Raw genomic sequence first — 25,687 nt, forward strand, 5'->3', positions numbered from 1 at the left:
AAAGTATGGCTCAATATTTGAAGCACCAAATTTAAGTTGCCAAAAATAGTTAAATTTTATTGATGCATTTTTTAGAAAACCACAAATTTTATACCAAGTTTAAAAGCCAATTATTTTTAATATTTTTTGGAGTATTTATGATTACTTCGTTTACAGGGTTTGCTCAAAAAAACTATACTGTTGTTATAGATGCTGGTCATGGTGGTAAAGATCCAGGTAATTTAGGAAATGGATACAAAGAAAAAATAATTGCTTTAAAAGTAGCATTAATTGTTGGTAAAAGACTTGCTGCTAATAAAGATATTAACGTTATATATACTAGAAAAAAAGATGTTTACCCAACTTTATGGAAAAGAGGAGAGATCGCAAATAATGCAAAAGCAGATTTATTTGTGTCTATTCATTGCGACTCTCATACATCAAATGCTTACGGAGCAGGAACTTTTGTATTAGGATTAAGAGGAAACAAAAAAAACTTAGAAATTGCTAAAAGAGAAAATGCTTCTATTTTATTATATGAAGATAATTATCTAGATAAGTATAAAGGTTTTGACCCAAACTCTGCAGAATCTATGATTGGTTTATCGCTTTTACAAGAAGAAAACTTAGATAAAAGTTTAGAAATTGCAAGTTTAATTCAAAATAATTTTGCTGTTAAGCTAAAAAGAAATGACAGAAAAGTTAAGCAAGATAATTTCCAAGTATTAAGAGAAACTATTATGCCAAGTGTTTTGGTGGAGCTAGGTTTTTTAACAAATAAGAAAGAAGGTAAATATTTAAATTCTAAAAAAGGTCAAGCTCAAATGGGAAAATCAATTGCAGATGCAATTGTAAGTTATATAGATCATCTAAAATTAAATAGAGTAGTAGATGATAATGATAGTTTGATTTTTAATGAAGATATTAAAAAGAGTGAAATTGTTTTTAAAGTACAAATATCTTCAGGAAAAAATAAACTAGCTACAAAATCATATAACTTTAAGGGTTTAAGAGATGTTGAAAGAGTAAAAGTAGGATCATTTTATAAATATTATTATGGTGTTTCTACTAAATATACTCATGCTTCAAAGTCTTTAAAAGAAGCAAAAGCAAAAGGTTTTTCATCTGCATTTATGGTAGCTTTTAAAAACGGTGAAAAAATCTCTGTAACAGCTGCAAAGAAAATGCTGTTAAATTAAGGGGCATCTACAAAAAATATTTAGTAATTTTGTTTCCAAATTACTATTCATGTCAAAAGAATTAAAAACAGGAATTATTATAACTATTATTATAGTTGGTTTTGTTTGGGCTTTCAATTTTATGAAAGGACAAGATTTATTTCAACCCAATAATAGGTATTATAAAGTTGAGTATAAAAATGTAGGAGGCTTAACCGAAGCCTCTTTAGTAACCATAAATGGTTTTAAAGTAGGTAAGGTAGAAGATATCGATTTTAATGATGATCCTAAAAAAAGAGGAGAATTAATTGTTAAATTTAGTGTTGATAATGACTTTGAATTCTCAAGAAACAGTATTGTTAAAATTTATTCTCCCAGCCCAATTTCTGGTTCTAATTTAGCAATTATACCTAATTACGATGGAGATTTAGCAGTTACGGGAGATTTGCTAAAAGGTGAAATTGAATCTACTTTATTTACTTCCATAGGTGAAAAACTAGATCCAATTCAAGCAAAATTAGAAAGAGTTTTAGTTAGTGCAGATACTCTTTTTCAAAGAGTTAATCATGTTTTAGATCAAAAAACAACAAATAGCATACAAAAATCGGTTAAAGGTATAGAACATACAATTGCAGAGTTTAAACAAACTTTAATTTCTGTAAACTCAATCTTAGACTCAAGTTCTGAAGATTTAGAACTTTCTTTAAAAAACACAAAGAAGATAACAGATAATTTAGCAAAAGTTTCGGATACACTTTCAAATGTAAATATTAGCCAAATTGTTAGAAATACAGAAGGCATTTTAACATCTGTAAATTCACTATTAGATGGTATAGATAAAGGAAAAGGCTCTTTAGGAAAGTTAGTTAATGATGATACAATGTATAATAACTTAACAAATATGTCTAAAGAACTAGAAGAGTTATTAAGAGAAATGAAGTTAAATCCGAAGAGATTTGTACATTTTTCTTTATTCGGAAAAAAAGCAAAAGCTTACGATCCAGAAAAGAACATTAATAATGAAACTAATGAATAAAACTAGTTTTCATTTTTTAACTTAAATACACATAATGCAATACTTACCAAACATATTTTTTGCAATAGCACTTGTTGCTGGAATTGGCTTTTTTGTGATGAATATTCGCAAATTAATAAGAAACATTAAGCTAGGAAAAGATGTAAACAGAACCGATAGAAAACCTGAGCGTTTAAAAAATATGGTAATGATTGCTTTAGGACAATCAAAAATGGTGAAAAGACCTTTTTCAGGATTTTTACATATTATAGTTTACCTTGGTTTTATCATCATAAATATTGAAGTTGTAGAAATTATTATTGATGGATTGTTTGGTACACATAGAGTTTTTCAGGGGCTTTTAGGTAATGGTTTTTATGCCTTTTTAATTGGAACTTTTGAAGTTTTAGCAGTTTTGGTTTTTGTTGCTGTTGTACTTTTTTGGTTAAGAAGAAATATAGCAAATATCAAACGTTTTTTAAGCTCAGAAATGAAAGGTTGGCCTAAAAACGACGGAAATATTATTTTATATTTTGAAATGGTTTTAATGTCGTTATTTTTGATAATGAATGCCACAGATACAGCATTTCAAACTGCTGGAATAGGAAATCCAATAAGTCAATTTATAGCACCATTTTTTGATGGGTTTTCATCAGAAGCGTTACATATAATAGAAAGAACAGCTTGGTGGATTCATATTTTAGGGATCTTAACATTCTTAAATTATTTATACTATTCAAAGCATTTACACATTCTTTTAGCATTTCCAAACACTTATTTTGCCAATTTAAATCCAAAAGGACAGTTTACAAATTTAGATTCTGTTACTGCTGAGGTTAAGTTAATGATGGATCCAGATGCTGATCCGTATGCAATGCCAGAAGAAGGAGCTGAAGAAACCGTTCCAGAAAAATTTGGAGCATCTGATGTTACAGATTTAAATTGGGTGCAGTTGCTAAACTCTTACACATGTACAGAGTGTGGTAGATGTACATCTTCTTGCCCTGCAAATTTAACCGGTAAAAAACTATCTCCTCGTAAAATTATGATGGATACAAGAGATAGACTAGAAGAAGTTGGTGAAAATATTGATGCTAATAATGGCGTTTTTAAAGATGATGGAAAGCAGTTATTAAACGATTATATTTCTCCAGAAGAATTGTGGGCTTGTACAAGTTGTAATGCTTGTGTAGAAGAATGTCCAGTAAATATAGATCCATTATCTATCATAACAGATATGAGAAGGTATTTAGTAATGGAAGAAAGTGCAGCTCCACAAGAACTAAATATGATGATGACAAATGTTGAGAATAATGGAGCTCCATGGCAATACAATCAACAAGATAGATTAAACTGGAAAGACGAAGAGTAAAAAAATAAAATAAAAATGAAAAAGATTGTAAGCTTTTTAATGTTTAGTTTTTTAGTATTGATAAGTGTTAAAGGTTTAGCACAAAGTTCTAAAGAAAAAGTAAATACGTTAGCAAAACAGATGTTTGTTGATATGAATAATAGAGACTATGAAGCTGTTTTAGCAATGACACATCCTAAAGTTTTCGAGTTCGCTTCAAAAGAACAAATAAAAACAGCTTTAAAGATTGTATTTGAAGGGAATAGTGAATATTCTGTTGAAATATCTAATTCAATACCTGATTTTGAGGTGTCTGAGATTTTTACAGGAGATAATAATTTAGAATGTGGATTTGTTGTTTATGATTTGGGTATGAAAATGACTTTTCATAATCAGAAATTTGATGAAGCAACAAAGAATATGATGATAACTACTATGAAAGCTAAAGAAATGGATGTAACTTTTACTTCTGATAATTCTATGAATATATCTATGAAGAATAAAATTACAGCAATTTTAAAAGAAGAGGCAACCAACAATGAATGGGTAATGGTAAATTACGATCCGTATTCACCATTATTTGGAAAAATACTTTCACCTAAAGTTTTAGAAGAAGTGAAAGCATATAAAGAAAAATTACTCTTTAATAAGTAGTAAGAAAAGTAAATATTAATAACCAAAATCAATATTATGAACGTACCAACGATGGCAGAAATGATGGCTCAAGGTAAACAACCAGAAGTTTTGTTTTGGGTTGGAGCAGCAGGAAGTTATGATGATAGAGCAAAAAAAATATCTAGGGCATTTGTAAAAATTTTACATGAAGCTAAAGTAGATTTTGCAGTTTTAGGTACAGAAGAATCATCAACAGGTGATGCAGCAAAAAGAGCAGGAAACGAATTTTTGTTTCAAATGCAAGCCATGATGAATATTGAAGTTTTAAATGGTTATGAGGTTAAAAAAATTGTTACTTGCGATCCACATTCATTTAATACTTTAAAAAACGAATATCCAAGTTTAGGAGGTAAATACGAAGTTTTTCATCATACACAGTTTATTCAAAAATTAATTTCAGAAGGCAGAATATCATTAAATGATACTACTTTAAAAGGAAAAAAAGTTACGTTTCATGATCCTTGTTATTTAGGTCGTGCCAATGAAGTATTTGAATCTCCAAGAGATTTAATAAAAAGATTAGGGGTTAACCTTACTGAAATGAAGCGTAATAAACAGTCCGCTTTATGTTGCGGCGCAGGAGGAGCACAAATGTTTAAAGAGCCTGAAAAAGGCGATAAAGATATTAATGTATTAAGAACAGAAGATGCTTTAGCCACCAAACCTAATATTATTGCTACTGGTTGTCCTTATTGCAATACAATGATGACTGATGGAATTAAATTCAAAGAAAAAGAAACTCAAGTTTTAGTAAAGGATATTGCAGAATTAATTGCTGAGGCTAATAACCTGTAATAAATATTTGTCATTCTTGTGAAAGCAGGAATCTATTTTAAAATGATAAAAAACTATATAAAAGCTGCACGTTTAAGAACACTTCCTTTATCGATTTCTGGAATTATTGTAGGTAGTTTTTTAGGGGTTTGGAAAATAGATAATTCACTTTCAAAAAAAATATTAGAAAACCTTAATGAAAATGAAACAATGTTTATTGTTAAACATATTGAAGTTGAGCTTTCATTTTTAATATTTTTTTTAGCAATCCTAACCACAATAGGCTTTCAAGTTTTATCTAATTTTGCAAATGATTATGGTGATGGCATCAAAGGTTCTGATAAAAACAGAACAGGAGAAGCAAGGATGGTTGCTTCTGGAGCAATAACTCCAAAACAAATGAAATCAGCAATGATTGTAACTACAATCATCACTTTAATAATTGCTTTATTACTAATTTATACAGCTTTTGGAAAAGACAATTTTGGCTATTCTATCTTGTTTTTCGGATTAGGAGTTGCCTCAATTGCAGCAGCAATCAAATACACAGTGGGTAAAACGGCATATGGTTACTCTGGCTTTGGAGATGTATTTGTCTTTATTTTCTTTGGCTTGTTAAGTGTTGTGGGGAGTTATTTCTTGTATACAAAGCATATTAATTTTGAAGTCTTTTTACCCGCAATTTCAATAGGTTTGTTAAGTGTTTCAGTCTTAAATTTGAATAATATGAGAGATCAAATTGAAGATAAAAAGAATAACAAAAACACATTAGTCGTTTTTTTAGGAAGTCAAAAAGCAAAAATGTATCATTACTTTTTAATTTTAGGAGCTTTTGTAGCTGCTATTATTTATGTGCTTTTAAATTATAATTCACCTTTACAATTTCTATTTTTAATTGCTTTTGTTCCTCTTGGATTAAATGTAATTACTGTAGCTAAAAACATTATCTATGCAGATTTAGATAGCGAACTGAAAAAAGTAGCTTTAAGTACTTTTTTGTTTGCAATTCTTTTTGGAATAGGAAATACTATATTTTAATATAATTATGAAAAAAATAAAAATAATTTTAGGAATAATTACAGCAATAACTCTTGTGTTTTTTGCAACAGGTTTGTTTGTGAAAGAAACTAATTATACTACAGAAATAACTATAAATAAGCCTGTTAATGAGGTTTTTGAAATTTTTAATACTCCAAACAATGTAAAAAATTGGATTCCAGAAATTAAGTCAATTAAAACATTAAATGAGAATTTAGGTAAAACTGGGAGTTTGTATCAAATTGTAGTGATGAGCCAAGAAGAAGAAATAACTATGACAGAAAAAGTGATGGCTTATGTACCAAATGAAAAAGTTACACTTTTTTTTGATGCAGAAAATATGTTAAAAACGGATGATTATGTTTTTACAGAAAAAGATGGTAAAACAACAATTACATTAAATTCAAGTTGCAAAAGTGACTCTTATATTATGGCATGTATGTTTCCGTATTTTAAAGGCACTTTTATAGAGCAAGATCAATTATACTTAAATAATTTTAAAGATTTTGTAGAAAAAAAATAACTTTATAAAGTGATAAAAGCCAGTTATAAAAAATACACTCTAAATTTTAAAAACCCAAGTGGAACTTCACGCGGAATTTTAAAAACAAAAGAGACTTGGTTTATTATTTTAGAAAAAAACAATAAAAAAGGAATTGGAGAAACAGGTCTTTTTAGAGGTTTAAGTATTGATGATGTTTCACATTATGAAGAAAAACTAAAATGGGTTTGTCAAAATATAAACAAAGGTTTAGGGTTTTTATTGAATCAACTTTTAGAGTTTCCTTCAATTCAATTTGGATTAGAACAAGCTTTTTTGTCACTTAAAAGTAAAGATAAATTTGAATTATTTCCATCAGAATTTACAAATGGAAATGAAGCAATTGCTATTAATGGTTTAATTTGGATGGGAGATAAGCAGTTTATGAAATCTCAAATTAAAGAGAAATTAAAAACAGGTTTTTCTTGTATTAAAATGAAAATTGGCGCCATTGATTTTGAATCAGAAATTGAGTTGCTAAAATCGATTAGAAAAGAATTTTCTTCCAAAGAAATAGAATTAAGAGTGGATGCAAATGGTGCTTTTAAACCTTATGAGGCTTTAGAAAAATTAAAACGATTATCAGAGTTTGATATACATTCTATTGAGCAACCAATAAAACAAGGTCAAATTGAAGAAATGGCCAATTTATGTAAAAAAACACCTTTATCAATTGCTTTAGATGAAGAGTTAATAGGTGTATTTACATCCGAAGAAAAAAGAAAATTAATAACAACAATAAATCCTCAATACATTATTTTAAAACCTAGTTTAATTGGCGGTTTTGCTGGTAGTGAAGAATGGATTAATTTAGCAAAAGAAAACAATACCGATTGGTGGATAACTTCTGCCTTGGAAAGTAATATTGGACTGAATGCAATTGCGCAATTTACCTTTAGATTACAAAGTGTTTTACCACAAGGTTTAGGAACTGGAGGTTTATTTACTAATAATTTTAAAAGCCCTTTAGAGGTCATAAACGGGGCATTACAATATAATCCTAACCAAAGTTGGGATTTTAATTTAATATAAAAATGAATTTTATACAACAAGCTTTTTCTGGTAAAACTGATTGGTATCATTGGGTTTTAACAATTTTGTTAGTCTTTACAGGCTGGCAAATTTTAGGTGTTTTACCTTTGTTGATAGCTGCCATTATGCATTCAGCAAGTATTTCTGAGTTTACAGAGGCGGCGTTGACTAATTTTATGTCGTTAGGTATAGATAAAAATCTATTTTTATTTTTAATGATTTTATCATTTGCTATTGGTTTGTTTTTTTTATTTTTAGGAATAAAATACATACATAAAAGAACTTTTTTATCTATAGTAACTAGTAGAAAATCGATAGACTGGAAACGTTTTTGGTTTGGTTTTTTAAGTTGGGGTTTATTACTTTTAGTGCTTTCTATTATTGGAATTTTAATTGCTCCTGAAGACTATACCTACAATTTTAATCCAGTTCCATTTTTTATTTTGTTAGCTATTTCCTTTTTGTTTTTACCATTACAAACAAGTTTAGAAGAACTATTGTTTAGAGGGTATTTTATGCAAGGTTTAGGTATTGCAACAATTAATAAAAAATTTCCTTTTTATTTTGTCTTTACTATAGTTTCAGTTTCAATTTTCGTTTTTCGTGATTTTTTTGAACTTGACTCTTTTATTTTATTTATTATTATTAGTTTTATATCTGTTTTACAGTTTTTTCTACTTAAGGATAGTTTTTTTGACTCTAAATTCAATTTATTATTAACGAATTTTTTTAGTTCCAAATTAACACCATTAATAGTAACTTCAGTTTGTTTTGGCCTGTTGCATGGAGCAAATCCTGAGGTTCAAAAGCTAGGAAGCATAACAATGGTTTTCTATATTGGAACAGGTCTTTTTTATGGAATTACAACTTTAATGGATGAAGGAACTGAAATTGCTTTGGGTTTACATGCAGCAAATAATATTCTAGCTGCATTTTTAATCACAACAGATTGGATGGTTTTTCAAACTGATGCTTTATTTATTGATACTTCAGAGCCTTCTGTTTCTTGGGAAATGTTTTTACCTGTTTTTGTTTTATATCCATTAATGTTAATTCTTTTTTCAAAAAAATATAAATGGAGTAATTGGTTAGAAAAATTAACAGGTAAAATTGAAAAACCAGTAATTTTAAAAGAAAATTATAGAATTTTAGAGGATATTGGAGAATAAAACATTTCATAATCGTTTTCAATTAAATGGAAAATCTTTTTCTTCTGTTGATGAATTACTTGTTTATACTCATAATTTTTCTAGTGATATTCACCATTTTTTAGAAGATTGGTTTTCTACTGATGATTGCATAACTGTACAAACTTCAGGTTCTACAGGAACACCAAAGTCAATTTCACTTCAAAAAGAATTTGTTGTAAATTCTGCAAAAACAACAGGTAATTATTTTAATTTACTAGAAAATACAACAGCGTTATTATGTTTGCCAATAGCTTATATTGCTGGTAAAATGATGTTGATAAGAGCAATCATTCTAGGTTGGCATATAGATATTATTGAATCTAGTTCTTTTCCTTTAAAAAGTATTACAAAGCAGTATGATTTTTCTGCAATGGTTCCTCTACAGCTAGAAAACTCTTTGTCTAAAATAAGTTTAGTAAAAAAGTTAATTGTTGGAGGAGGAGTTGTTTCAAAAAAAATAGAAGACAAAATTCAAGGCATTTCAACTTCAGTTTTTTTAACTTATGGTATGACTGAAACCATTACTCATATTGCTGTTAAAAAATTAAATAAGAGTAATAAAAAACTAGCTTTTTATGAAGTTTTACCAAATGTAACAATTTATAAAGATGATAGAAATTGTTTAGTGATTGATGCTAAAAAGGTATCTAAAGAAATTGTTTTTACAAATGATGTTGTACAGTTGGTTTCTGATGAAGAATTTGAATGGTTAGGTCGTTTTGATAATGTAATTAATTCTGGTGGAATAAAATTACATCCAGAAAGAATAGAAGAGGAGTTGTCAAAAATAATATCAAATCGTTTTTTTGTTGCTGGAATTTCTGATGAAAAACTGGGTGAAAAATTAATTTTAATTGTTGAAGGGGATAAACAAAATATCAATTTTAAAAATGTAAACCTTTCTAAATATCAAATTCCAAAAGAAGTTTATTTTCTAAATCAATTTGTAGAAACTGCCACAAAAAAAGTTCAACGTTTTAAAACCTTGAGCTTAATTCAGTTTTAATTCTCCCTAAATTTAAACTTTAAAGCCTCTTTAAATGTTTACTTTTTTAAATTTATCTGATGTAAAATAAATTTATATATCTGATTTATAGTTTTTTTCTTTTTTGTGTAACGTTTGTTTTTTTAATTTAAAAAAGTATATATTTGGGTACCCAATTTGGGTGCCCAAAAAAAACAAACAAAAATCGAAGCTAAAATTATATTTATTATGGGAGTTTCTGGTGTTGGAAAAAGCACCATAGGAAATTTGCTGTCAAAAAAATTAAATATTCCATTTTTTGATGGAGATGATTTTCATCCAGAAGAAAATGTTTTAAAAATGTCAAAAGGGAAGGCCTTAAACGATAGTGATAGATTAGGTTGGTTAAAAGTGTTAAATAACTTAGCCATAGAAAAACTAAAAGAAACGGGTTGTGTTATAGTTTGTTCTGCCTTAAAACAAAGTTATCGAAATATTTTAAGCACAAATATTAATCAAAGTGTAAAATGGGTTTACCTCAGTGGTTCTTTTGAAATAATTGAAGAAAGAATTAATAATCGTGAAGGTCATTTTATGAGTTCAGCATTATTAAAGTCCCAATTTGATATTTTAGAAGAACCAAAAAATGCAATTAAAATAGATATTAATTTAACCCCTAATGAAATTATAAAAGTGATAGAAAAAGAACTATTAAATAAATCAGAATTTGGATTATTTGGACTTGGAGTAATGGGGAAAAGTTTAACTAGAAACCTTGCAAATAATAAGGTTCGGTTATCAATTTTTAACAGACATGTTGATGGGGTAGAAGAAGATGTGGCAAAAAACTTTAAAAATCAATTTGAAGAGTTATCTAAAGCTTTACCTTTTGATAGTATAGAGCCTTTTGTAAAATCTTTAGAAAAACCAAGAAAGATTATGTTGATGGTTAATGCAGGTAAAATAGTAGATTTAGTTATTGAAGATCTTTTACCTTTTCTTGACGCAGGAGATATTTTAATTGATGGAGGTAATTCTAATTATAACAAAACAAAAGAACGATTTGACTATTTAAAATCTAAAAATATCCATTTTTTGGGTGCTGGAGTTTCTGGTGGTGAAGAAGGAGCTTTAAAGGGGCCTTCGATTATGCCTGGTGGAGAAAAAGATGCTTATAAAGAAGTGAAGCCTTTTTTAGAAGCAATAGCTGCAAAAGACGTAAATAATTTACCTTGTTGCACACATATAGGAAGTGATGGAAGTGGTCATTTTGTAAAAATGGTTCATAATGGAATTGAGTATGTAGAAATGCAATTATTGGTAGAAGTTTTTGTGATGTTAAAATCCTTAGGGAATAATCCAGACGAAATTGCTAACATTTTAGAATCTTGGAAAGAATCTACAAATAGTTATTTATTAGAAATAACAATTGATATTCTAAGAAAAAAGGAGGGTGATGATTGGTTAGTAAATAAAATAATGGACAAAGCAGGTAATAAAGGAACCGGAAATTGGACAACAATTACAACTGCCCAATTAGGAGTGCCAAGTACAATGATTGCTTCCGCATTATTTACACGTTATATTTCTTTTTATAAAGAAGAACGAATTCACTTGAGTAAAAGTTTTGAAAAAGATGAAACTCTTAATCTAAATATTGAAAATACTGATATCTTAAAAGCATATCAATTTGCAAGAATTATAAATCATTATCAAGGTTTTAAATTAATTTATGAAGCATCTGTAAATTATAAATGGGATTTGAATTTAAGTGAATTATCTCGAATTTGGACAAATGGCTGTATTATTAAATCAGATTTAATGTTAGAACTGGTTACCGTTTTTAAAACAACTAATAATATTTTAACTGATAAAGGAATCATTGAAAAGTTAAAAACACTAAAACCAAGTGTTAAAAAAGTAGTTTCAGAATGTATTTTAAATGAATTACCAATTCCTAATTTTAGTGAATCTATTAATTTTTTTAATGGCTTTAAAGTAGCAAATTCATCAGCAAATTTAATACAAGCTCAGCGAGATTATTTTGGTGCTCATACGTATCAAAGAATTGATGATACTTCAAATAAATTTTATCATACTAATTGGAAAAAATAATTAAATTATGGCAACAACTAAAAGTGAAAATTCATTTATAAAAAAAATTATTGCAATTATTTTAGGCTTTGGTCCAGGAATTTTTGCTATTGGTTATACCATAGGTACAGGTAGTGTAACCTCTATGATTGTTGCAGGAAGCAAATTTAATATGCAATTATTATGGGTGCTTTTATTAAGTTGTGTTTTTTCTGGAGTTTTAATGTTTGCATATGGAAACTACGCTTTGTTAACTGGTGAAACTGCACTTTTTGGATTTAAAAAGCATTTGAAATTTGGTAAAGCTTTAGCAATTTTAGTTATAGTTGGTATTACATTTGGACAATGGAATTCGTTAATGGGGATTTTAGGAATTTCATCAAATATAATTTTTGAAATACTTGCAGTTAATTTTGAAGAAATAAGTTCTTATAAATATGAAACTGTTTTAATTATAGCAATTATAATAATTGTTATTTTTTACTTATTAATGCTAGTAGGAAAGTATACTTTTTTTGAGAAAATATTGGTGATTTTTGTAACTCTAATGGGTTTATCCTTTGTTTTATCATTATGCTTTGTACAACCATTAACTGTAGATGTTGTAAAAGGATTATTACCAACAATTCCTGATATTCCGGGAGGTAAAATGTTGGTTGCTGCCTTTGTTGGAACAACTATGGCGTCTGCAACATTTTTGTCAAGACCTTTATTTGTGAAAGGTAAAGGATGGACAATTAAAAATTTAAACCAACAAAAAAAAGATTCAATTACAGCAGCTATTTTAATATTTGTAATAAGTGCTACAATAATGGCTGTAGCTGCAGGAGCTTTATTTTATGAAGGTAAAGAAGTAACACATGTTTTAGATATGGCAAATACTTTAGAGCCAGTTGCTGGTAAATGGGCTGTTACTATTTTCTTTTTTGGTGCTTTAAGTGCAGGTTTGTCTTCAATATTTCCTTGTTTGTTAATTGCACCATTATTAATTGCAGATTATCAATCTGGAACTTTAGATACTAAATCACGTCAGTTTAGAATTATTACAGCAATAGCTTGTTTGGTTGCTTTAATTGGACCAGCATTTGGCGCAAATCCTATAGAAATTCAAATTTTATCACAAGTATTTAATGTCTTTGTTTTACCAGTTGTAATTTTAGGAATTATATTAATGTTAAGTAGTAAAAAAGTAATGAAAGATTACAAAACGAGTATGGGAGTTTACATTGGTATGTATGCAGCTTTGTTTTTTTCTTTGGTGATTTCTTACAATGGAATACTAGCTCTTTTAGATTATTTTTAAAATATAAAATTATATGAAAATTAGTTTAATAGACAATCATGCAAATAGAACATTGCAAAATGTTGTTATTTCTAAGATTAGAGATTTAATTAACGCTAAAAACTTAGAAAGTGGAGATAAATTACCTTCTGAGAGAATTATGTCAGAAAAATTTGATGTAAAAAGAAATCATATTAGAGAAGCTATTAGAAAGTTAGAATTTTATGGGGTTTTAAGATCAATATCGCAAAGCGGAACTTTCTTAGCTATTGGATTAACTGGATTTAATGGTATTATTGATGAAATAATTTCTTTAGATGTTCCTTCTTTTAATGAACTTGTAGAAACAAGAATATCTTTAGAGTTTAAAACGGTTAGGCTAGCGTCTAAAAGACGTACAGATATTGATTTAAAAAGAATAAAAGAAGCCTTAGTTGCTTTTAAAACTAAAATTATTGCTGGTGATGATTATTTAGAAGAAGATTTATTATTTCATTTAGCAATTGCAAAAGCTAGTAAAAATAATACTATGGTTTCGTTAATGCTTTTATTAATCCCGCCAATTCTTAAAACTTATGAAAGAGATACCGTTTGTGAAGGAGATCAAATAAGTTCTGAAATAAAGAAACATGAAAACATTTTTTTAGCAATTGAAGCTAAAGACCCAGAACTTGCAACAAAAATGATGAATGAACATTTTTATAAACTATCAAGACATATAAAAAAAATATAGATTCAAATGAAAAATAATATGAAACTAAGCAACAAAAAAATGATTTCAAAAGTATCTAATTTATTAAAAATAAGTATTTTGTTGGTACTTTTTAGTTGTAATCAAAAGGCCAAAAAAACTGATTCATCAATAATAAATTCTGATAAAAAAGAGCCAAAAAACAATGTTTATGCAAGTGATGTTATTCCTTTTTTTGATCATTGGAAATTAATTTTAGGAGATGGATCAAATGCCGGAATAGCAAATAATTTTGAAAATAAAGATTTCTTTTTCACCTCAAATGATGGTAAAAATGATTGGGTTGTTTTTAAAGCTCCAAATGGAGGAGATACTCACGGAACATCAAACAATACAAGAACAGAATTGGCACAGGCAAAAAAATGGTATCCAAAAACTGCTGATGATAAATTAACAGCCTCTCTTAAGGTAATGAATGTTTCTGCAACGGGTGATGCTAGGGTAGCAGCTTCATATTCTGTAGTTGTAGGGCAAATTCATAGCGCAGATGGTCATGAAAACGAGCCTCTTAAAATATTTTACAAAAAGTTTCCTGGTCATACTAAAGGTTCTGTTTTTTGGCATTATGAAATCAATACAAAAGGAGAAGATAATTCTGGTAGATGGGATTTTTCATCAGCAGTTTGGGGTTATGATTTTTCAGTAGTGGGTACTGATGTAAATACTTATCCGGAAGAGCCTAAAGATGGTATTTCTTTAGGAGAAGAGTTTAGTTATGAAATAAAGGTGAAAGATGGAATTATGACCTTAAAATTTATGAGTGAAGGTCATGAAACTAAAACCTTTTCAAAAAACTTAATTAAATCAGAATACACAACAAAAGCAGATATTCCGTTACAAACACAAAAGTTATTTGTTCCAATTGGTCAAGATGGTGTAGAACGTAAGGAAGCTTATACAGGAGAAGGTTGTTTTTTTAAATTAGGTGCATATAATCAAACCAATGGAAAATCTCCTGAGGTAAATAAAAATTGGTGTTCTGGAGCAGAAATTCATGGTGGCGATATTCAAAAACAATATGAAGATGGTAACTATGCCGAAGTTTGGTTTAAAACAGCGAGTATATATATTAGTAACACTGCTGTTTCAAACAAAGAATATTTTACTAAAAATGATTAATTAAAAATATAAAAATAAATCATGAATAACTTACATAAATTAGAAGGAAAAAATGTTTTAATAACTGCTGGCGCACAAGGAATTGGAGAGTCAATTACAAAGCACTTTATTGATAGTGGTGCAAATGTTGCTATTCATTATTTTTCTAGTGCGGATACAGCCAAAAAATTAGCAGATTATGCCATAAACAAGGGGCAGAAAGCGGTAGTTATAAGTGGAGATTTAACTAAAGAAAAAGATGCTAATCTATTGGTTGAAAAAACAATAGAAGCCTTTGGAAGTTTAGAAATATTGATAAATAACGCAGGGTCGCTTGTTGCAAGAAGAATGTTGGATGAAATGGAAACTGATTTTTGGCATAAAGTAATGGATATTAACATGACATCAATGATGTTAGTTACAAGAGCAGCAGGGCCTTATTTAGCAATGAATAAAAATAGTAGTATTGTTAATTTAGCATCACTTGCAGGACGTAAAGGAGGGCATCCAGGGTCTTTAGTGTATGCTACAAGTAAAGGAGCTATTTTAACGTTTACAAGAGCACTTGCTACAGAGTTTGGGCCGCAAGGTACAAAAGTGAATGCTGTTGCCCCTGGTCTTATTTTAGGTACTTCATTTCATAATACTCATACAACTAGAGAGTCTGCAAATGAAACAATTGCAGGTATTCCAATTAAAAGAGCAGGTAATGCTGCTGATGTAGCTAGAGCTGTTTTATTTCTTGCGTCTGAATATGATGGATTTATTACTGGAGCTACCTTAGATATTAATGGAGGCGTTTACAATATGTAAAATATTAGTTTGCTATTTAATACTATTAATAAAAAACACCTATTAAGTTTTATCAAAGCTTAATAGGTGTTTTTTTACTTCATTCTTTTTGGGGTACTTTAACTAAACTTTTATTTTTTAAAAAGCTAATACCTTGTTTATTCAAATATAAAAAAAAGGTTTACAACTTTTAAAGCTGTAAACCTTTTTAACTTAATTCAAATAATATTTTTTTAAAAATTAATTAGTAATATTAGGAAGAACAGCTAATTCATCTTGTGGTAATGGTGTATCATAATCTACAGCAGAGTTCCAATCAGGTTTGTCACCTTCATAACCTGATGCTCCAAAAACTTCATCACCTAAACGTCTTCTTTTAATATCATACCATCTCTTACCTTCAAAAGCAAGTTCTATCCTACGTTCTTCTAACACGTCTTCAACTGTAATTGAAGTAAGATCAGCAGGTATAGTGCTAGCTGCTATTGTTTGTTCTACATAACCTCCATTGGTTGAATTACCTCCATTTCTAGCTCTACCTCTTACTTCATTTAAAAGACTTAAAGCGTCTCCAGCTCCAATTTCTACACCTGCTTCAGCTGCTATTAATAAAACCTCTGCATAGCGTAACATAGAATAATTATGACTAGTTGCTCTTTTATTACCTCTAGCATATTCACCTGGATAACGTGAATATTTCGCTATATATGGTTGATTTGCAGCATGTGCGTGACCACTTATAGAGAATTCTGAATAATCTACAGTAACTCCACCAATTGTTGCTTCTGTTTGGAAACTAACGCGTGTTCTGTAATCATCTTTGTCAAAAGAATCATATACAGCCATAGTAGGAACGGCAACCGACCAACCTTGGTCATCATCATCCCCTCTAATACCAGTCATAGGTGATATTTGATCATAAGCATTATTGTCTGCCTCTACATTGTTATAATCTAAAGCAAAAATTGGTTCTACAGATCCATCAATTAAATCAGCATTAAATAATGTTTGAAAATCTGGATCCAAATCTACACCGTAAATACTTTTATTATTAATTACTTCTTTTGCTTTATCATATGCTAATTGAAAATTTGCAGTCCCATCTGTTCCTGCCATCGTTAAATAGACTAAAGCTAAATAAGACTTAGCTGCTGCTTTAGAAGGTAGTGCTCTAGTAGCAACGGTATTAGGTAACCATTCTTCAGCATACTTTAAATCTGATATTATTTTTGTATAAACATCAGCTTCTGATGTACTTGTTATCTCAGATGTAGCTTGGCTATTACTACTATCAATTACATAATCGATATAAGGAACATCTCCAAATAACCTAACTAAATGAAAATAATAAAAAGCTCTTATAAAATAAGCCTGAGCAATAACAGGGTTTTTTGTTGACTCATCAACATCAACTAATTTTGCGCCTTCAATGGCTGTATTAGCTGCTGCAATACCTAGCCAAATTCTACGCCAAGGATCATAAACCATTTCATTGTCATCTGTAATTGTATGCATATTCATTTCAACTCTTCTAGTTTGAGTAGATTGAAGATTAACCATGTCTGAACGTAACATTAAAGCTACAGATAATTTCCTACCCCAAATCTCTTCATTAATTGCATGAGTATAAGCTCCATTTACAGCTGTTTGAATATCATCAGTTGTTTGAAAAATTCCTTCAGGAGACAATAGACTTACTGGCTCTTCAACTAAATCAGAACATCCTGTTATTGACAATCCTATCAATAACAATAAAAATTTATATATTTTTCTCATTTTTTTTATTTAAAATTTAATATTAACACCAAAAGTGAATGATTTTACTGTTGGATAATTACCGAAATCAAATCCTCTAACTGTGTTAGAAGCTGTATTATTATTTCCAGCAGCTCCAAAATAATTTACTTCAGGATCTAAACCTGAATAATTAGTAAAAGTTAATAAGTTTTGAGCACTGAAAGAAAGTCTTACTTGTTCTAACCCTATATTTTCTAATAAATCTGAAGATAAATTATATCCTAAAGCAATATTTTTTAACCTTACATAACTTCCATCTTCAACAAATCGAGAAGATATTTCTCTTGAACTATTATTTCCTACACGAGGAGCGTTAGTATTAGTGTTTGTTGTTGTCCAAGCGCTATTGTAGTAATCGTAAGTAGTATTAGCATCACCATTGTTTAATTGAACGTTAGTCATATTAAAAATTTCTCCACCTTGAGACCCCTGAAAGAAGATATTTAAATCAAAATCTTTATATGTGAAACTATTTGTAATACCCCAAGTAAAATCAGGATTTGGATTACCAATAATGGTTCTATCATCGGTTCCAATATCTCCACTATCATCAAGATCTACAAATAGAGGGTCTCCTGCTACCCCACCTGGTAATGTTGAGGTACCACTTGGCAAAGTTGTTCCATCATATACTCCTGCATATTCATAACCATAAAAAAGTCCTACTTCTTCTCCTTCACGTAATAAAGAATTATTATCTACACTAAAATAACTTGGCGCACCATTATTAAAGACATCAATACCTCCGTTTAAAGCAACTACTTTATTTTTATTTTTAGCAAATACAAAATCTGTATTCCAGCTAAAGTTATCATTACTTATATTACGTGTGTTTAAAGAAACTTCTATACCTCTATTATTGATTTCTCCTGCATTTACATATGTATTTGGATTAAAGAAACCGAAAAGGTCTGCTTGTTCATTATTCACCATAATAACATCTTTAGTATCTATATTATAATAATCTAAAGACAGTGATACTGCATTATTATATAAACCTAAATCCAAACCTATATTTGTTTGATAAGAAGATTCCCATTTTAAATCAGGATTAGCAGGTTGATTAGGAGTAAAAGCTGAAACTGTTTCTCCATTAACTGAAGCATATAAACTAGCTAAGCTTGCTAGAGATTGATATGGTGCAATAGATGGATCTCCAGTAACACCATAACTAGTTCTTAGTTTTAAATTAGAAATAGCTTTAACATCCTCCATAAACTTCTCATTATTAATTCTCCAACCAAAAGCAGCAGAAGGAAATGTTGCATATTTATGATTTGCAGCAAAATTAGAAGCTCCATCACGTCTTACCGTAAAAGTAAGTAAATATTTATCGTCATAATCATAATTTACTCTACCAAAAAGAGATTGTAACTCTTTCTCATTTATATAAACGTCTCCACCTGTTCCATTTATTAAATTTGTAGCTGTCCATAATCCATAATAAGAGAAAGAATCAGATATTGTACCTGTAGCCTCAGAATAAAATCCTTTATTTGTGATTTTTTGATATGAATAACCTCCCAATAAAGTTAAATCACCTTTTCCTATTTCTTTCTTATATGTTAAGTAATTTTCAGATAAAATAATTTTGGTATTATCATCATTCATGATAGCTCTACCATCAACTCCATTACCAGCAGTAACAGATAATGTTCTTGGCATATACCTACCTCTAAAACTATTCTGAGAGCTTAATCCAAAAGTTGTTTTAAAGTTTAGGCCTTCTAAAATCTGATAATCAGCGTAAAAATTCCCTCTAAACTTATCTATTTCTGTATCATCATCTCTTTGTGTGGCAACAGCCCAAGGGTTATCCACTTCATCACCTATTTGGTCATTAGTTGAGAAACTGCCATCTGCATTATAAATTCCTTTATCAGGTGCAAAACGCATTGCTAAAGAAACAACATCATCACCTCCTACAGTTACAGAGCCATCAGATTGAGTTGTTACTCCATTTTTCTCACCTAAACTACCAGTTAGATTCATACCTACTTTTAATTTATCAGTTAGTTGTGCATCTATGTTAGATAAAAAAGAGATTCTTTCAAATCCTGAATTAATTAACACACCCTCTTGTTTAAAGTAAGTTGCAGAAGCATAGTAATTTAATTTATCAGTACCCCCTGAAAAAGATAATTGATGATTTGAAATACTACCTGATCTATAAATTTGATCTTGCCAATCTGTGTCATAATCTCCTTGTACGTATGGTACAAATGGATCACCACTTGTTATAGCTTCATTTGCCCTAACAGCATTTTGATAATCTGCAAAGTCATCAGCATTTAATAAATCTAATCTATTGGAAACTGTATTAACAGAATAAGATGAATTTATTTCTATGTTCATTTTTCCAGCCTTACCTTTTTTAGTGGTTACCATTACAACACCATTAGCTGCTTGTGAACCATAAATAGCAGTAGAAGATGCATCTTTTAAAACCTCTATAGATTTAATATCTCCTGCTTGTGGCATAGTTGCCCCAACAAAACCATCTACTACTATAAGAGGTGAACTACTACCGTTAATAGATGAATTACCTCTAATACTCATACTTATAGGTGCTCCAGGCTCTCCTCCATTATTTGATTGAACAACTACCCCCGCTGCACGACCTTGAAGTGCTTGTTGAGCATTTAATACAGGAAAAGCATTTAATTCCTCTGATTTAATTGAAGAAACTGCTCCAGTTAAATCACTTTTCTTACGAGAACCATAACCTACAACTACAACTTCGTCAAGCGAATTTGAATCTTCGATTAATGTTACGTTTACTTCAGATCTTCCATTTACACTAACTTCCTTGGTAGCAAAACCAAGGTACCTTAATACTAAGATGGCATCAGAGTTAGTGACAGTAATAGAATAGTTACCATCAAAATCTGTTGTTGTACCTGTAGAGGTACCTTTAATTTGAATACTAACTTCTGGTAAGCCAGTATTACTTTCTCCGTCAGTTACTTTACCAGTAACTTTTTGTTGAGCAAAAGCCATTACTGATGCAAATAGAACAATGCAAGTAATGATTTTCTTGAATAAGTTGTTTTTTAACATAAATTAAAATTATATAGATTAAATATTTTTTGGTAAACCAATTTGGTTTACCAGATTGGTTTGCCAAATATAATATTTTTTTCATAAAAAGCAAATGGTTTGTGGAGTATGTTGTGTTATTGAAAATTAATTAATGTAATTATTATGGATTTACAGCTATTAACGCATGTAAATTATATTATTTGTATTATCTGTTTTTTGCTATATTACTATTGTTTTTTATGTTTGAATTTCAAGGTTAAATTATTTTAATTTTTGTTTAAAAGGAAAGGAAAATATTATTTGACATATATTTTATTCGTAAAATATATTTGATTTAAAGAAATTAATTTTTAATACAGTGTTTTAGTTTTAGATTTTTAATGTATATTTGGTTTACCAAATTGGTTTACCAGTTTGTTTTTTTTCAAAAAACAAGGTATAGTAATGTTAATTTAAAATGTTTAAATGATTTAAACTTTTTAAAAACAACGTATATCTCAATATATTATTAATACATTAATCATAATTCATGAAAAAATCATTTCTAATTATCAATTTAATTATACTGTTTGTTTCTTGTAGTAAGAAATCCACAAATGTTATCTTAGTAAGTAATAATTTAGAATTAAATGAAGCTATTACAAACGCTAAAGCTGGAGATAACATAGTGCTTAAAAACGGCGTTTATAAAGATGTAAATATTAAACTTATAGGTGAGGGAAATGAGAAAAACCCTATAACTTTAAAAGCTGAAACTCCGGGGGAAGTCTTTATAGAAGGTGTTTCTAATTTAGAAATTAGTGGTAATTATTTAAATGTTAATGGTTTATTTTTTAGAAACGGACATTCTCCAACAGCAAATGTAATTGCATTTAGAACAAGTAAGAAGGAGGTTGCAAATCATAGTAGCGTAACAAATTGCGTGATTTTAGATTTTAATAATTTAGAACGTGACCAAGATAATCTTTGGGTTCAGTTTTATGGGAAACATAATACTTTAGCTAACTGTTATTTAGCGGGTAAAACTAACGGTGGGCCAACTGTAAGGGTAGACTTAAAAGGAAACCAAAGTATTAGAAATTATCATCAAATTGTAAATAATCATTTTGGGCCAAGACCAAGAAAAGGTGGTGCTAGAGGAGAAACTATTCAATTAGGTAGTAGTTTTACATCAATGTCTCCAAGTAATACAACGATTGCGAATAATTTATTTGAAGAATGTAATGGAGAAGTAGAAATTATATCAAGCAAAACCAATTTTAATATCATAAAAAATAATGTTTTTTATAAGAGTGAAGGTTCTGTAGTTACAAGGCATGGAAATTATGTTTTGGTAGATGGGAATTATTTTATTGGTGATGGAGTAAATGAACAATTTGGTGGAATTAGAATTATAAATACAGGTCATTGGGTTACAAATAATCTTTTTTATAAAATTAAAGGTAAGAATTTTAGAAGCCCAATTGCAATTATGAATGGAATTCCAAAGTCACCATTAAATAGGTATAATCAAGTTACAGATGTTGTTGTAGCTTATAATACATTTGTAGATTCGGATTCTCCATGGCAATTTGGTGTTGGTACCAATATTGCTCAAGCGGCAGTTTTACCAAAATCTGAAATTAGATCTGCAAGGCCTTTAAGAACTGAGGTTGTAAATAATGTAATCTATAATTCTAAAGGGGATGAAAATCCAATTATTGAGCATGATAAAGCAGATGGTGTTACTTTTAAAAGTAATATAATTGATAATAATGGAGTTGAATTTGCAAAACGTGATGGTTTATCACCTGTAAAACTAACCTTAACAGATATTGGTACTGATATTTCTGTGCCAGTAAATGGGTTTAGTGATGTGGAGGTTTATAATGGCTTTGATTTTGAAACAATTACTGGAGATTTATTAGGAGCTTCTAGAAGTAAATCTAATCAAATTGGTGCTATTTTGAGTTCAGAAAACATCAACTTAAATTTATTAGATAAATCAAAATATGGAGCAACATGGTTTTCTAATGAAGTTAAAGCAAAAGAAGCAAAAACACATGCTGTTATAAATAGTGATGAGTTAATTGTTAAACTTAATGAAGCTGAAAGTGGAGATATTATCGATTTAAATGATGGAGTGTATGCACTTTCAAAATCATTGGTTATTAACAAATCAATAACAATTCAATCAAAAGGAAAAGCAGAAATTTTATATACTGGAGAAAAAAATACGCCAGCTTTGGAGCTGTATCCTTATGGTAAATTAACTTTAAAGAATATTAAATTAAAAGGAACAGATTCACAATTTGCATTTGCAAGTTTAAAAAAGAATATGTCTAATCATTTTGGTTTAGAGGTTTTAGATTCTGAAATTAGTAATTTTAATTATGCTTTAAAAGTTTACAAGCAATCTTTTTCAGAAGAAATAACTTTTAAAAATACATCTATTTTAAATTGTGAAAACGGTATAGAATTATCTGAAGAGACGAATGATAGAGGAGATTATAATACAGAATATTTAACAATAGAAAATTGTAACTTTAATAATGTAAAACAAAATGTTATAGATTATTATAGAGGTGGTTATGATGAATCTACAATTGGTGGAAATTTATTAGTTTCAAATAGCACATTTACTAACTGTGGTAGTAAAGAAAAAAACAAAATGTTATTAAATCACAGAGGTATTGTAAATGTAAATATTACAAAAAATACATTTAAAAATAATTCTGTTCAGTTTGTTTCTATCTTATGGGGAGCAAAAAATAATATTGAATCTGAGAATACTTTAAGTAATTCTGGAAAAATAAAAACTGAAGAAAACTTAGTAATGAAATTAATGTACTAAAATGATAAGGTTGTTTAAAATAATTTTTCTTTTACTATTTACATTAACTGTTTATGGTCAAAAAATACCTAGTAAAAAAGTTTTAAATGTTACTGAATTGCCTAACTTTTTAAAGAATGATGTAAAAAATCAGTTATTAGATAAAGGTGAACTTTCTGTAGAAAAGCTTGCTAGTTATTTTAGAGAAAAATTTTCTGAGCGATATTATTATGATTATAAAACTGTAGAAAAACGTTTTGCTTTGTATTCAGTTTTATATCCTAAGTCTGAAAAAAGTCATAAAGCAAGAGGGTTAGATCATTTAACAAAATATTCATCAAATCCTAAATGGAAACTGCCTTTTAATTATCAAAACGGAAAACCTGTAAATGCCTATGCATTAAGGCATTTGGCGCGTCAGCATAAAATGGTCGATATTGCTTTTAATTATTTTTATGAAAATAAGAATCCTAAATATATCAATTATTTTAAGGGGCAAATGCAGTCTTTAAATACAGCCTTACATCAAAATAAATTTGAAATTATTGAGGATGGAAATGGTGTTTACGAAGCATTTAGGTCTGGTTACAGGGTTTTGAATTGGTTGCAAATTCACAATCTTTTTTTAGGAGAAAAAGGATATACAGATAAAGATCAATTGAAAACTATTGCAACTTTATTACAGCATGCTTCTTATTTATATGAACGAAATAAAGAGTTTAAGTCTGGTAATCATCAAACAAGAGGTTTGTCTGCCTTAGCAATGGTTTCTATTTTATTAAGAGATTTTGTAGATACAGATGTATGGTATAAGCATTCTATGAAACTGTTAGCAGAACATTTACGTAAAGAAATTAACGAAGATGGTTTTCAGTTTGAGAGAACGGTACATTATCATTTAAGTGATATAGGTAATTATTTCTTTGTATATCAATTAGCCAAGAATAGCAATTTAAAAGTAGATACTTACTGGAAAAATAAATTGGAATCTTTATTTACAACATTAACTAAAATTTCATTTCCAGATAAATCTGCACCAGTTTTTTCTGATGACACTGACGCTCCTTGGGCAGAGAAAAATGATATTTCAGACGGACTTACTTTAGGGTATTTGTTGTTTGAAAATCCAACTTTTGGATACTTTGCTAATAATAAGTTAAGTAGTAGAATGTATTGGTATGCGAGCGGTAAACAATTAGAAAATTTAAGGAATATTCAGCAAGAGAAGCCAAAAGTAAAGTCATACTCTTTTGATGATACTGGGTATTATTTTATGCGTGAAGGTTGGAATAAAAACGATAAAATGTTAGTCGTTTCAGCTGGCTTAGATACTAAAAAGCCAGATCATCAACACGGAGATATGTTGGGTATCCAGGCTTTTGCTAATAAAAATGTGATTCTACCTAATTACCAAGTTCGTTATTCTTTAAAAGATTTAGAACTTTTTAAAAATTCAATGACCAAAAATGTAGCTTTGGTTGATAACGAGCTGCAAGGCAAAAAATATACTTCAAATAAAGGGGGTAGTGGTTTTGGTAAATTTAAACAACTACCTAATCCAAAGGTAATTGGTTTTCAGAAAGATAAAGATATCGAAGTTTTTATAGGTTCGCATGATGGTTTTGAGAATGTTGGAGTTCAGTATTCAAGACAGATATTTAATGTAGAAAATATTTTTTGGTTAGTAAAAGATAATTTTTCATCCGAAGAGAAGCATACATATAAACAAGTTTGGCAAGGTCATTATAGTTTAGAGAATTCACCAAACTTATTACGTTCTAGTTTTCAAAATAGTTCTGGTTTAGATATTTATCAATTAGAAAAAATAGATAAAGTTACCACAGAAGGGGCTAGAGGAAAAGAGTGGTCCATAGTTTCTAAAGAAGGAGTTGAAAATTTTAATTTTATAACTGTTTTATTTCCTTTTTCTAAATATGATGATAGAATTGATGAAGAAAATACTAACCCAAAAATCAAAGGTTGGAGTATTAATTCTAATCAATTAAAATCAGACGCTTCACAAGTACTTTCAAAATCTGATAAACACATTTTATTTGGTGTTACAGAAGTGGTTTTTAAAAATAAGAAACTTCAATTTTCAGAAAAAGTAGATGTTTTTTTAGATATTAAAAACAATGAAATAAAGTTGCAATCATTATTTTATAAATCTTTTGAAGTTATGATTTTAGGTACAAGTAAAACTCAGGTAATAGAGCCTCTAAGTTATTGTGCTATTAATTAATTTTCTAAAATACTTGTAGCTAGTTTTTTAATTTATTTTA

The 25,687-nt window shown here is 28.9% G+C and carries 19 protein-coding genes; 17 read left to right on the top strand and 2 right to left on the bottom strand.

Annotated features, from left to right (window positions below; genetic code table 11):
- The first annotated feature begins 62 nt into the window (after nt 1–62).
- The 15 genes from Q0733_RS02220 to Q0733_RS02290 all read left to right on the top strand — a co-directional run bounded on the left by Q0733_RS02220 (nt 63) and on the right by Q0733_RS02290 (nt 15,775).
- Complete coding sequence (locus Q0733_RS02220; RefSeq protein WP_298778419.1) at nt 63–1,178, top strand: N-acetylmuramoyl-L-alanine amidase; 1,116 nt, start codon at nt 63–65, stop codon at nt 1,176–1,178.
- A gap of 49 nt (nt 1,179–1,227) precedes the next feature.
- On the top strand, nt 1,228–2,193 hold the full coding sequence (locus tag Q0733_RS02225) for an MlaD family protein (protein ID WP_298778422.1): 966 nt from the start codon (nt 1,228–1,230) through the stop codon (nt 2,191–2,193).
- A 34-nt stretch (nt 2,194–2,227) separates the two neighbouring features.
- Nucleotides 2,228–3,544, top strand: a complete 1,317-nt coding sequence (locus Q0733_RS02230) for a (Fe-S)-binding protein (RefSeq protein ID WP_298778424.1) — start codon at nt 2,228–2,230, stop codon at nt 3,542–3,544.
- Between the two features lie 15 nt (nt 3,545–3,559).
- Nucleotides 3,560–4,177, top strand: coding sequence for a hypothetical protein (locus Q0733_RS02235; RefSeq protein ID WP_298778426.1), 618 nt, complete (start codon nt 3,560–3,562; stop codon nt 4,175–4,177).
- A gap of 36 nt (nt 4,178–4,213) precedes the next feature.
- Entirely contained in the window at nt 4,214–4,993 is a 780-nt protein-coding gene (locus Q0733_RS02240) for a (Fe-S)-binding protein (protein WP_298778428.1), read from the top strand.
- 42 nt (nt 4,994–5,035) lie between these two features.
- Nucleotides 5,036–6,010: a 1,4-dihydroxy-2-naphthoate octaprenyltransferase gene (gene menA / locus Q0733_RS02245; protein ID WP_298778431.1), complete on the top strand. Its 975-nt coding sequence runs from the start codon at nt 5,036–5,038 to the stop codon at nt 6,008–6,010.
- A 7-nt stretch (nt 6,011–6,017) separates the two neighbouring features.
- Nucleotides 6,018–6,533 carry an SRPBCC family protein gene (locus tag Q0733_RS02250; protein ID WP_298778433.1) on the top strand — a complete coding sequence of 172 codons (516 nt, stop codon included), beginning with the start codon at nt 6,018–6,020 and terminating at the stop codon, nt 6,531–6,533.
- A 9-nt stretch (nt 6,534–6,542) separates the two neighbouring features.
- Complete coding sequence (locus Q0733_RS02255; protein ID WP_298778435.1) at nt 6,543–7,583, top strand: o-succinylbenzoate synthase; 1,041 nt, start codon at nt 6,543–6,545, stop codon at nt 7,581–7,583.
- A 2-nt stretch (nt 7,584–7,585) separates the two neighbouring features.
- A complete protein-coding gene (locus tag Q0733_RS02260) occupies nt 7,586–8,752 on the top strand; it encodes a CPBP family glutamic-type intramembrane protease (protein ID WP_298778443.1) in 1,167 nt (388 codons plus the stop codon).
- Nucleotides 8,742–9,779, top strand: a complete 1,038-nt coding sequence (locus Q0733_RS02265; protein WP_298778446.1) for an AMP-binding protein — start codon at nt 8,742–8,744, stop codon at nt 9,777–9,779. The genes Q0733_RS02260 and Q0733_RS02265 overlap by 11 nt, the downstream gene beginning before the upstream one ends.
- Before the next feature lie 207 nt (nt 9,780–9,986).
- The gene (gene gndA, locus Q0733_RS02270; protein ID WP_298778448.1) at nt 9,987–11,852 is read left to right on the top strand and encodes an NADP-dependent phosphogluconate dehydrogenase; all 1,866 of its coding nucleotides are present in this window, start codon (nt 9,987–9,989) and stop codon (nt 11,850–11,852) included.
- Between the two features lie 7 nt (nt 11,853–11,859).
- Entirely contained in the window at nt 11,860–13,134 is a 1,275-nt protein-coding gene (locus tag Q0733_RS02275) for an Nramp family divalent metal transporter (RefSeq protein WP_298778451.1), read from the top strand.
- Between the two features lie 13 nt (nt 13,135–13,147).
- Nucleotides 13,148–13,846 (top strand): FadR/GntR family transcriptional regulator, encoded by a 699-nt coding sequence (locus tag Q0733_RS02280; RefSeq protein WP_298778453.1) that lies wholly within the window; start codon nt 13,148–13,150, stop codon nt 13,844–13,846.
- Between the two features lie 18 nt (nt 13,847–13,864).
- A complete protein-coding gene (locus Q0733_RS02285) occupies nt 13,865–14,983 on the top strand; it encodes a polysaccharide lyase family 7 protein (protein WP_298778456.1) in 1,119 nt (372 codons plus the stop codon).
- 21 nt (nt 14,984–15,004) lie between these two features.
- On the top strand, nt 15,005–15,775 hold the full coding sequence (locus Q0733_RS02290; protein WP_298778459.1) for an SDR family oxidoreductase: 771 nt from the start codon (nt 15,005–15,007) through the stop codon (nt 15,773–15,775).
- Between the two features lie 219 nt (nt 15,776–15,994).
- Here the strand turns inward: Q0733_RS02290 and Q0733_RS02295 are convergent, their stop codons facing one another.
- Nucleotides 15,995–17,530: a RagB/SusD family nutrient uptake outer membrane protein gene (locus Q0733_RS02295; protein ID WP_298778463.1), complete on the bottom strand. Its 1,536-nt coding sequence runs from the start codon at nt 17,528–17,530 to the stop codon at nt 15,995–15,997.
- A gap of 9 nt (nt 17,531–17,539) precedes the next feature.
- Nucleotides 17,540–20,611 (bottom strand): TonB-dependent receptor, encoded by a 3,072-nt coding sequence (locus Q0733_RS02300; RefSeq protein ID WP_298778465.1) that lies wholly within the window; start codon nt 20,609–20,611, stop codon nt 17,540–17,542.
- 511 nt (nt 20,612–21,122) lie between these two features.
- On the opposite strand from Q0733_RS02300, the gene Q0733_RS02305 reads away from it, so the two are divergent.
- Nucleotides 21,123–23,426 (top strand): chondroitinase-B domain-containing protein, encoded by a 2,304-nt coding sequence (locus tag Q0733_RS02305; RefSeq protein WP_298778467.1) that lies wholly within the window; start codon nt 21,123–21,125, stop codon nt 23,424–23,426.
- Between the two features lie 10 nt (nt 23,427–23,436).
- On the top strand, nt 23,437–25,647 hold the full coding sequence (locus tag Q0733_RS02310) for a heparinase II/III family protein (protein WP_298778469.1): 2,211 nt from the start codon (nt 23,437–23,439) through the stop codon (nt 25,645–25,647).
- Nucleotides 25,648–25,687 lie beyond the last annotated feature (40 nt).

It is taken from the genome of uncultured Polaribacter sp., from assembly GCF_947500975.1.
In the GTDB taxonomy this organism is placed as follows: domain Bacteria; phylum Bacteroidota; class Bacteroidia; order Flavobacteriales; family Flavobacteriaceae; genus Polaribacter.

What these genes read in the sequence shown, in the direction of transcription:
- Q0733_RS02275 (WP_298778451.1), top strand. Translation starts at nt 11,860, where the DNA reads ATGGCAACAACTAAAAGTGAAAATTCATTTATAAAAAAAATTATTGCA.
- Q0733_RS02260 (WP_298778443.1), top strand. Translation starts at nt 7,586, where the DNA reads ATGAATTTTATACAACAAGCTTTTTCTGGTAAAACTGATTGGTATCAT.
- Q0733_RS02225 (WP_298778422.1), top strand. Translation starts at nt 1,228, where the DNA reads ATGTCAAAAGAATTAAAAACAGGAATTATTATAACTATTATTATAGTT.
- Q0733_RS02250 (WP_298778433.1), top strand. Translation starts at nt 6,018, where the DNA reads ATGAAAAAAATAAAAATAATTTTAGGAATAATTACAGCAATAACTCTT.
- Q0733_RS02240 (WP_298778428.1), top strand. Translation starts at nt 4,214, where the DNA reads ATGAACGTACCAACGATGGCAGAAATGATGGCTCAAGGTAAACAACCA.
- Q0733_RS02300 (WP_298778465.1), bottom strand. Translation starts at nt 20,611, where the DNA reads ATGTTAAAAAACAACTTATTCAAGAAAATCATTACTTGCATTGTTCTA.
- Q0733_RS02295 (WP_298778463.1), bottom strand. Translation starts at nt 17,530, where the DNA reads ATGAGAAAAATATATAAATTTTTATTGTTATTGATAGGATTGTCAATA.
- Q0733_RS02285 (WP_298778456.1), top strand. Translation starts at nt 13,865, where the DNA reads ATGAAACTAAGCAACAAAAAAATGATTTCAAAAGTATCTAATTTATTA.
- Q0733_RS02280 (WP_298778453.1), top strand. Translation starts at nt 13,148, where the DNA reads ATGAAAATTAGTTTAATAGACAATCATGCAAATAGAACATTGCAAAAT.
- Q0733_RS02235 (WP_298778426.1), top strand. Translation starts at nt 3,560, where the DNA reads ATGAAAAAGATTGTAAGCTTTTTAATGTTTAGTTTTTTAGTATTGATA.
- Q0733_RS02230 (WP_298778424.1), top strand. Translation starts at nt 2,228, where the DNA reads ATGCAATACTTACCAAACATATTTTTTGCAATAGCACTTGTTGCTGGA.
- Q0733_RS02290 (WP_298778459.1), top strand. Translation starts at nt 15,005, where the DNA reads ATGAATAACTTACATAAATTAGAAGGAAAAAATGTTTTAATAACTGCT.
- gndA (WP_298778448.1), top strand. Translation starts at nt 9,987, where the DNA reads ATGGGAGTTTCTGGTGTTGGAAAAAGCACCATAGGAAATTTGCTGTCA.
- Q0733_RS02305 (WP_298778467.1), top strand. Translation starts at nt 21,123, where the DNA reads ATGAAAAAATCATTTCTAATTATCAATTTAATTATACTGTTTGTTTCT.
- Q0733_RS02220 (WP_298778419.1), top strand. Translation starts at nt 63, where the DNA reads ATGCATTTTTTAGAAAACCACAAATTTTATACCAAGTTTAAAAGCCAA.
- menA (WP_298778431.1), top strand. Translation starts at nt 5,036, where the DNA reads ATGATAAAAAACTATATAAAAGCTGCACGTTTAAGAACACTTCCTTTA.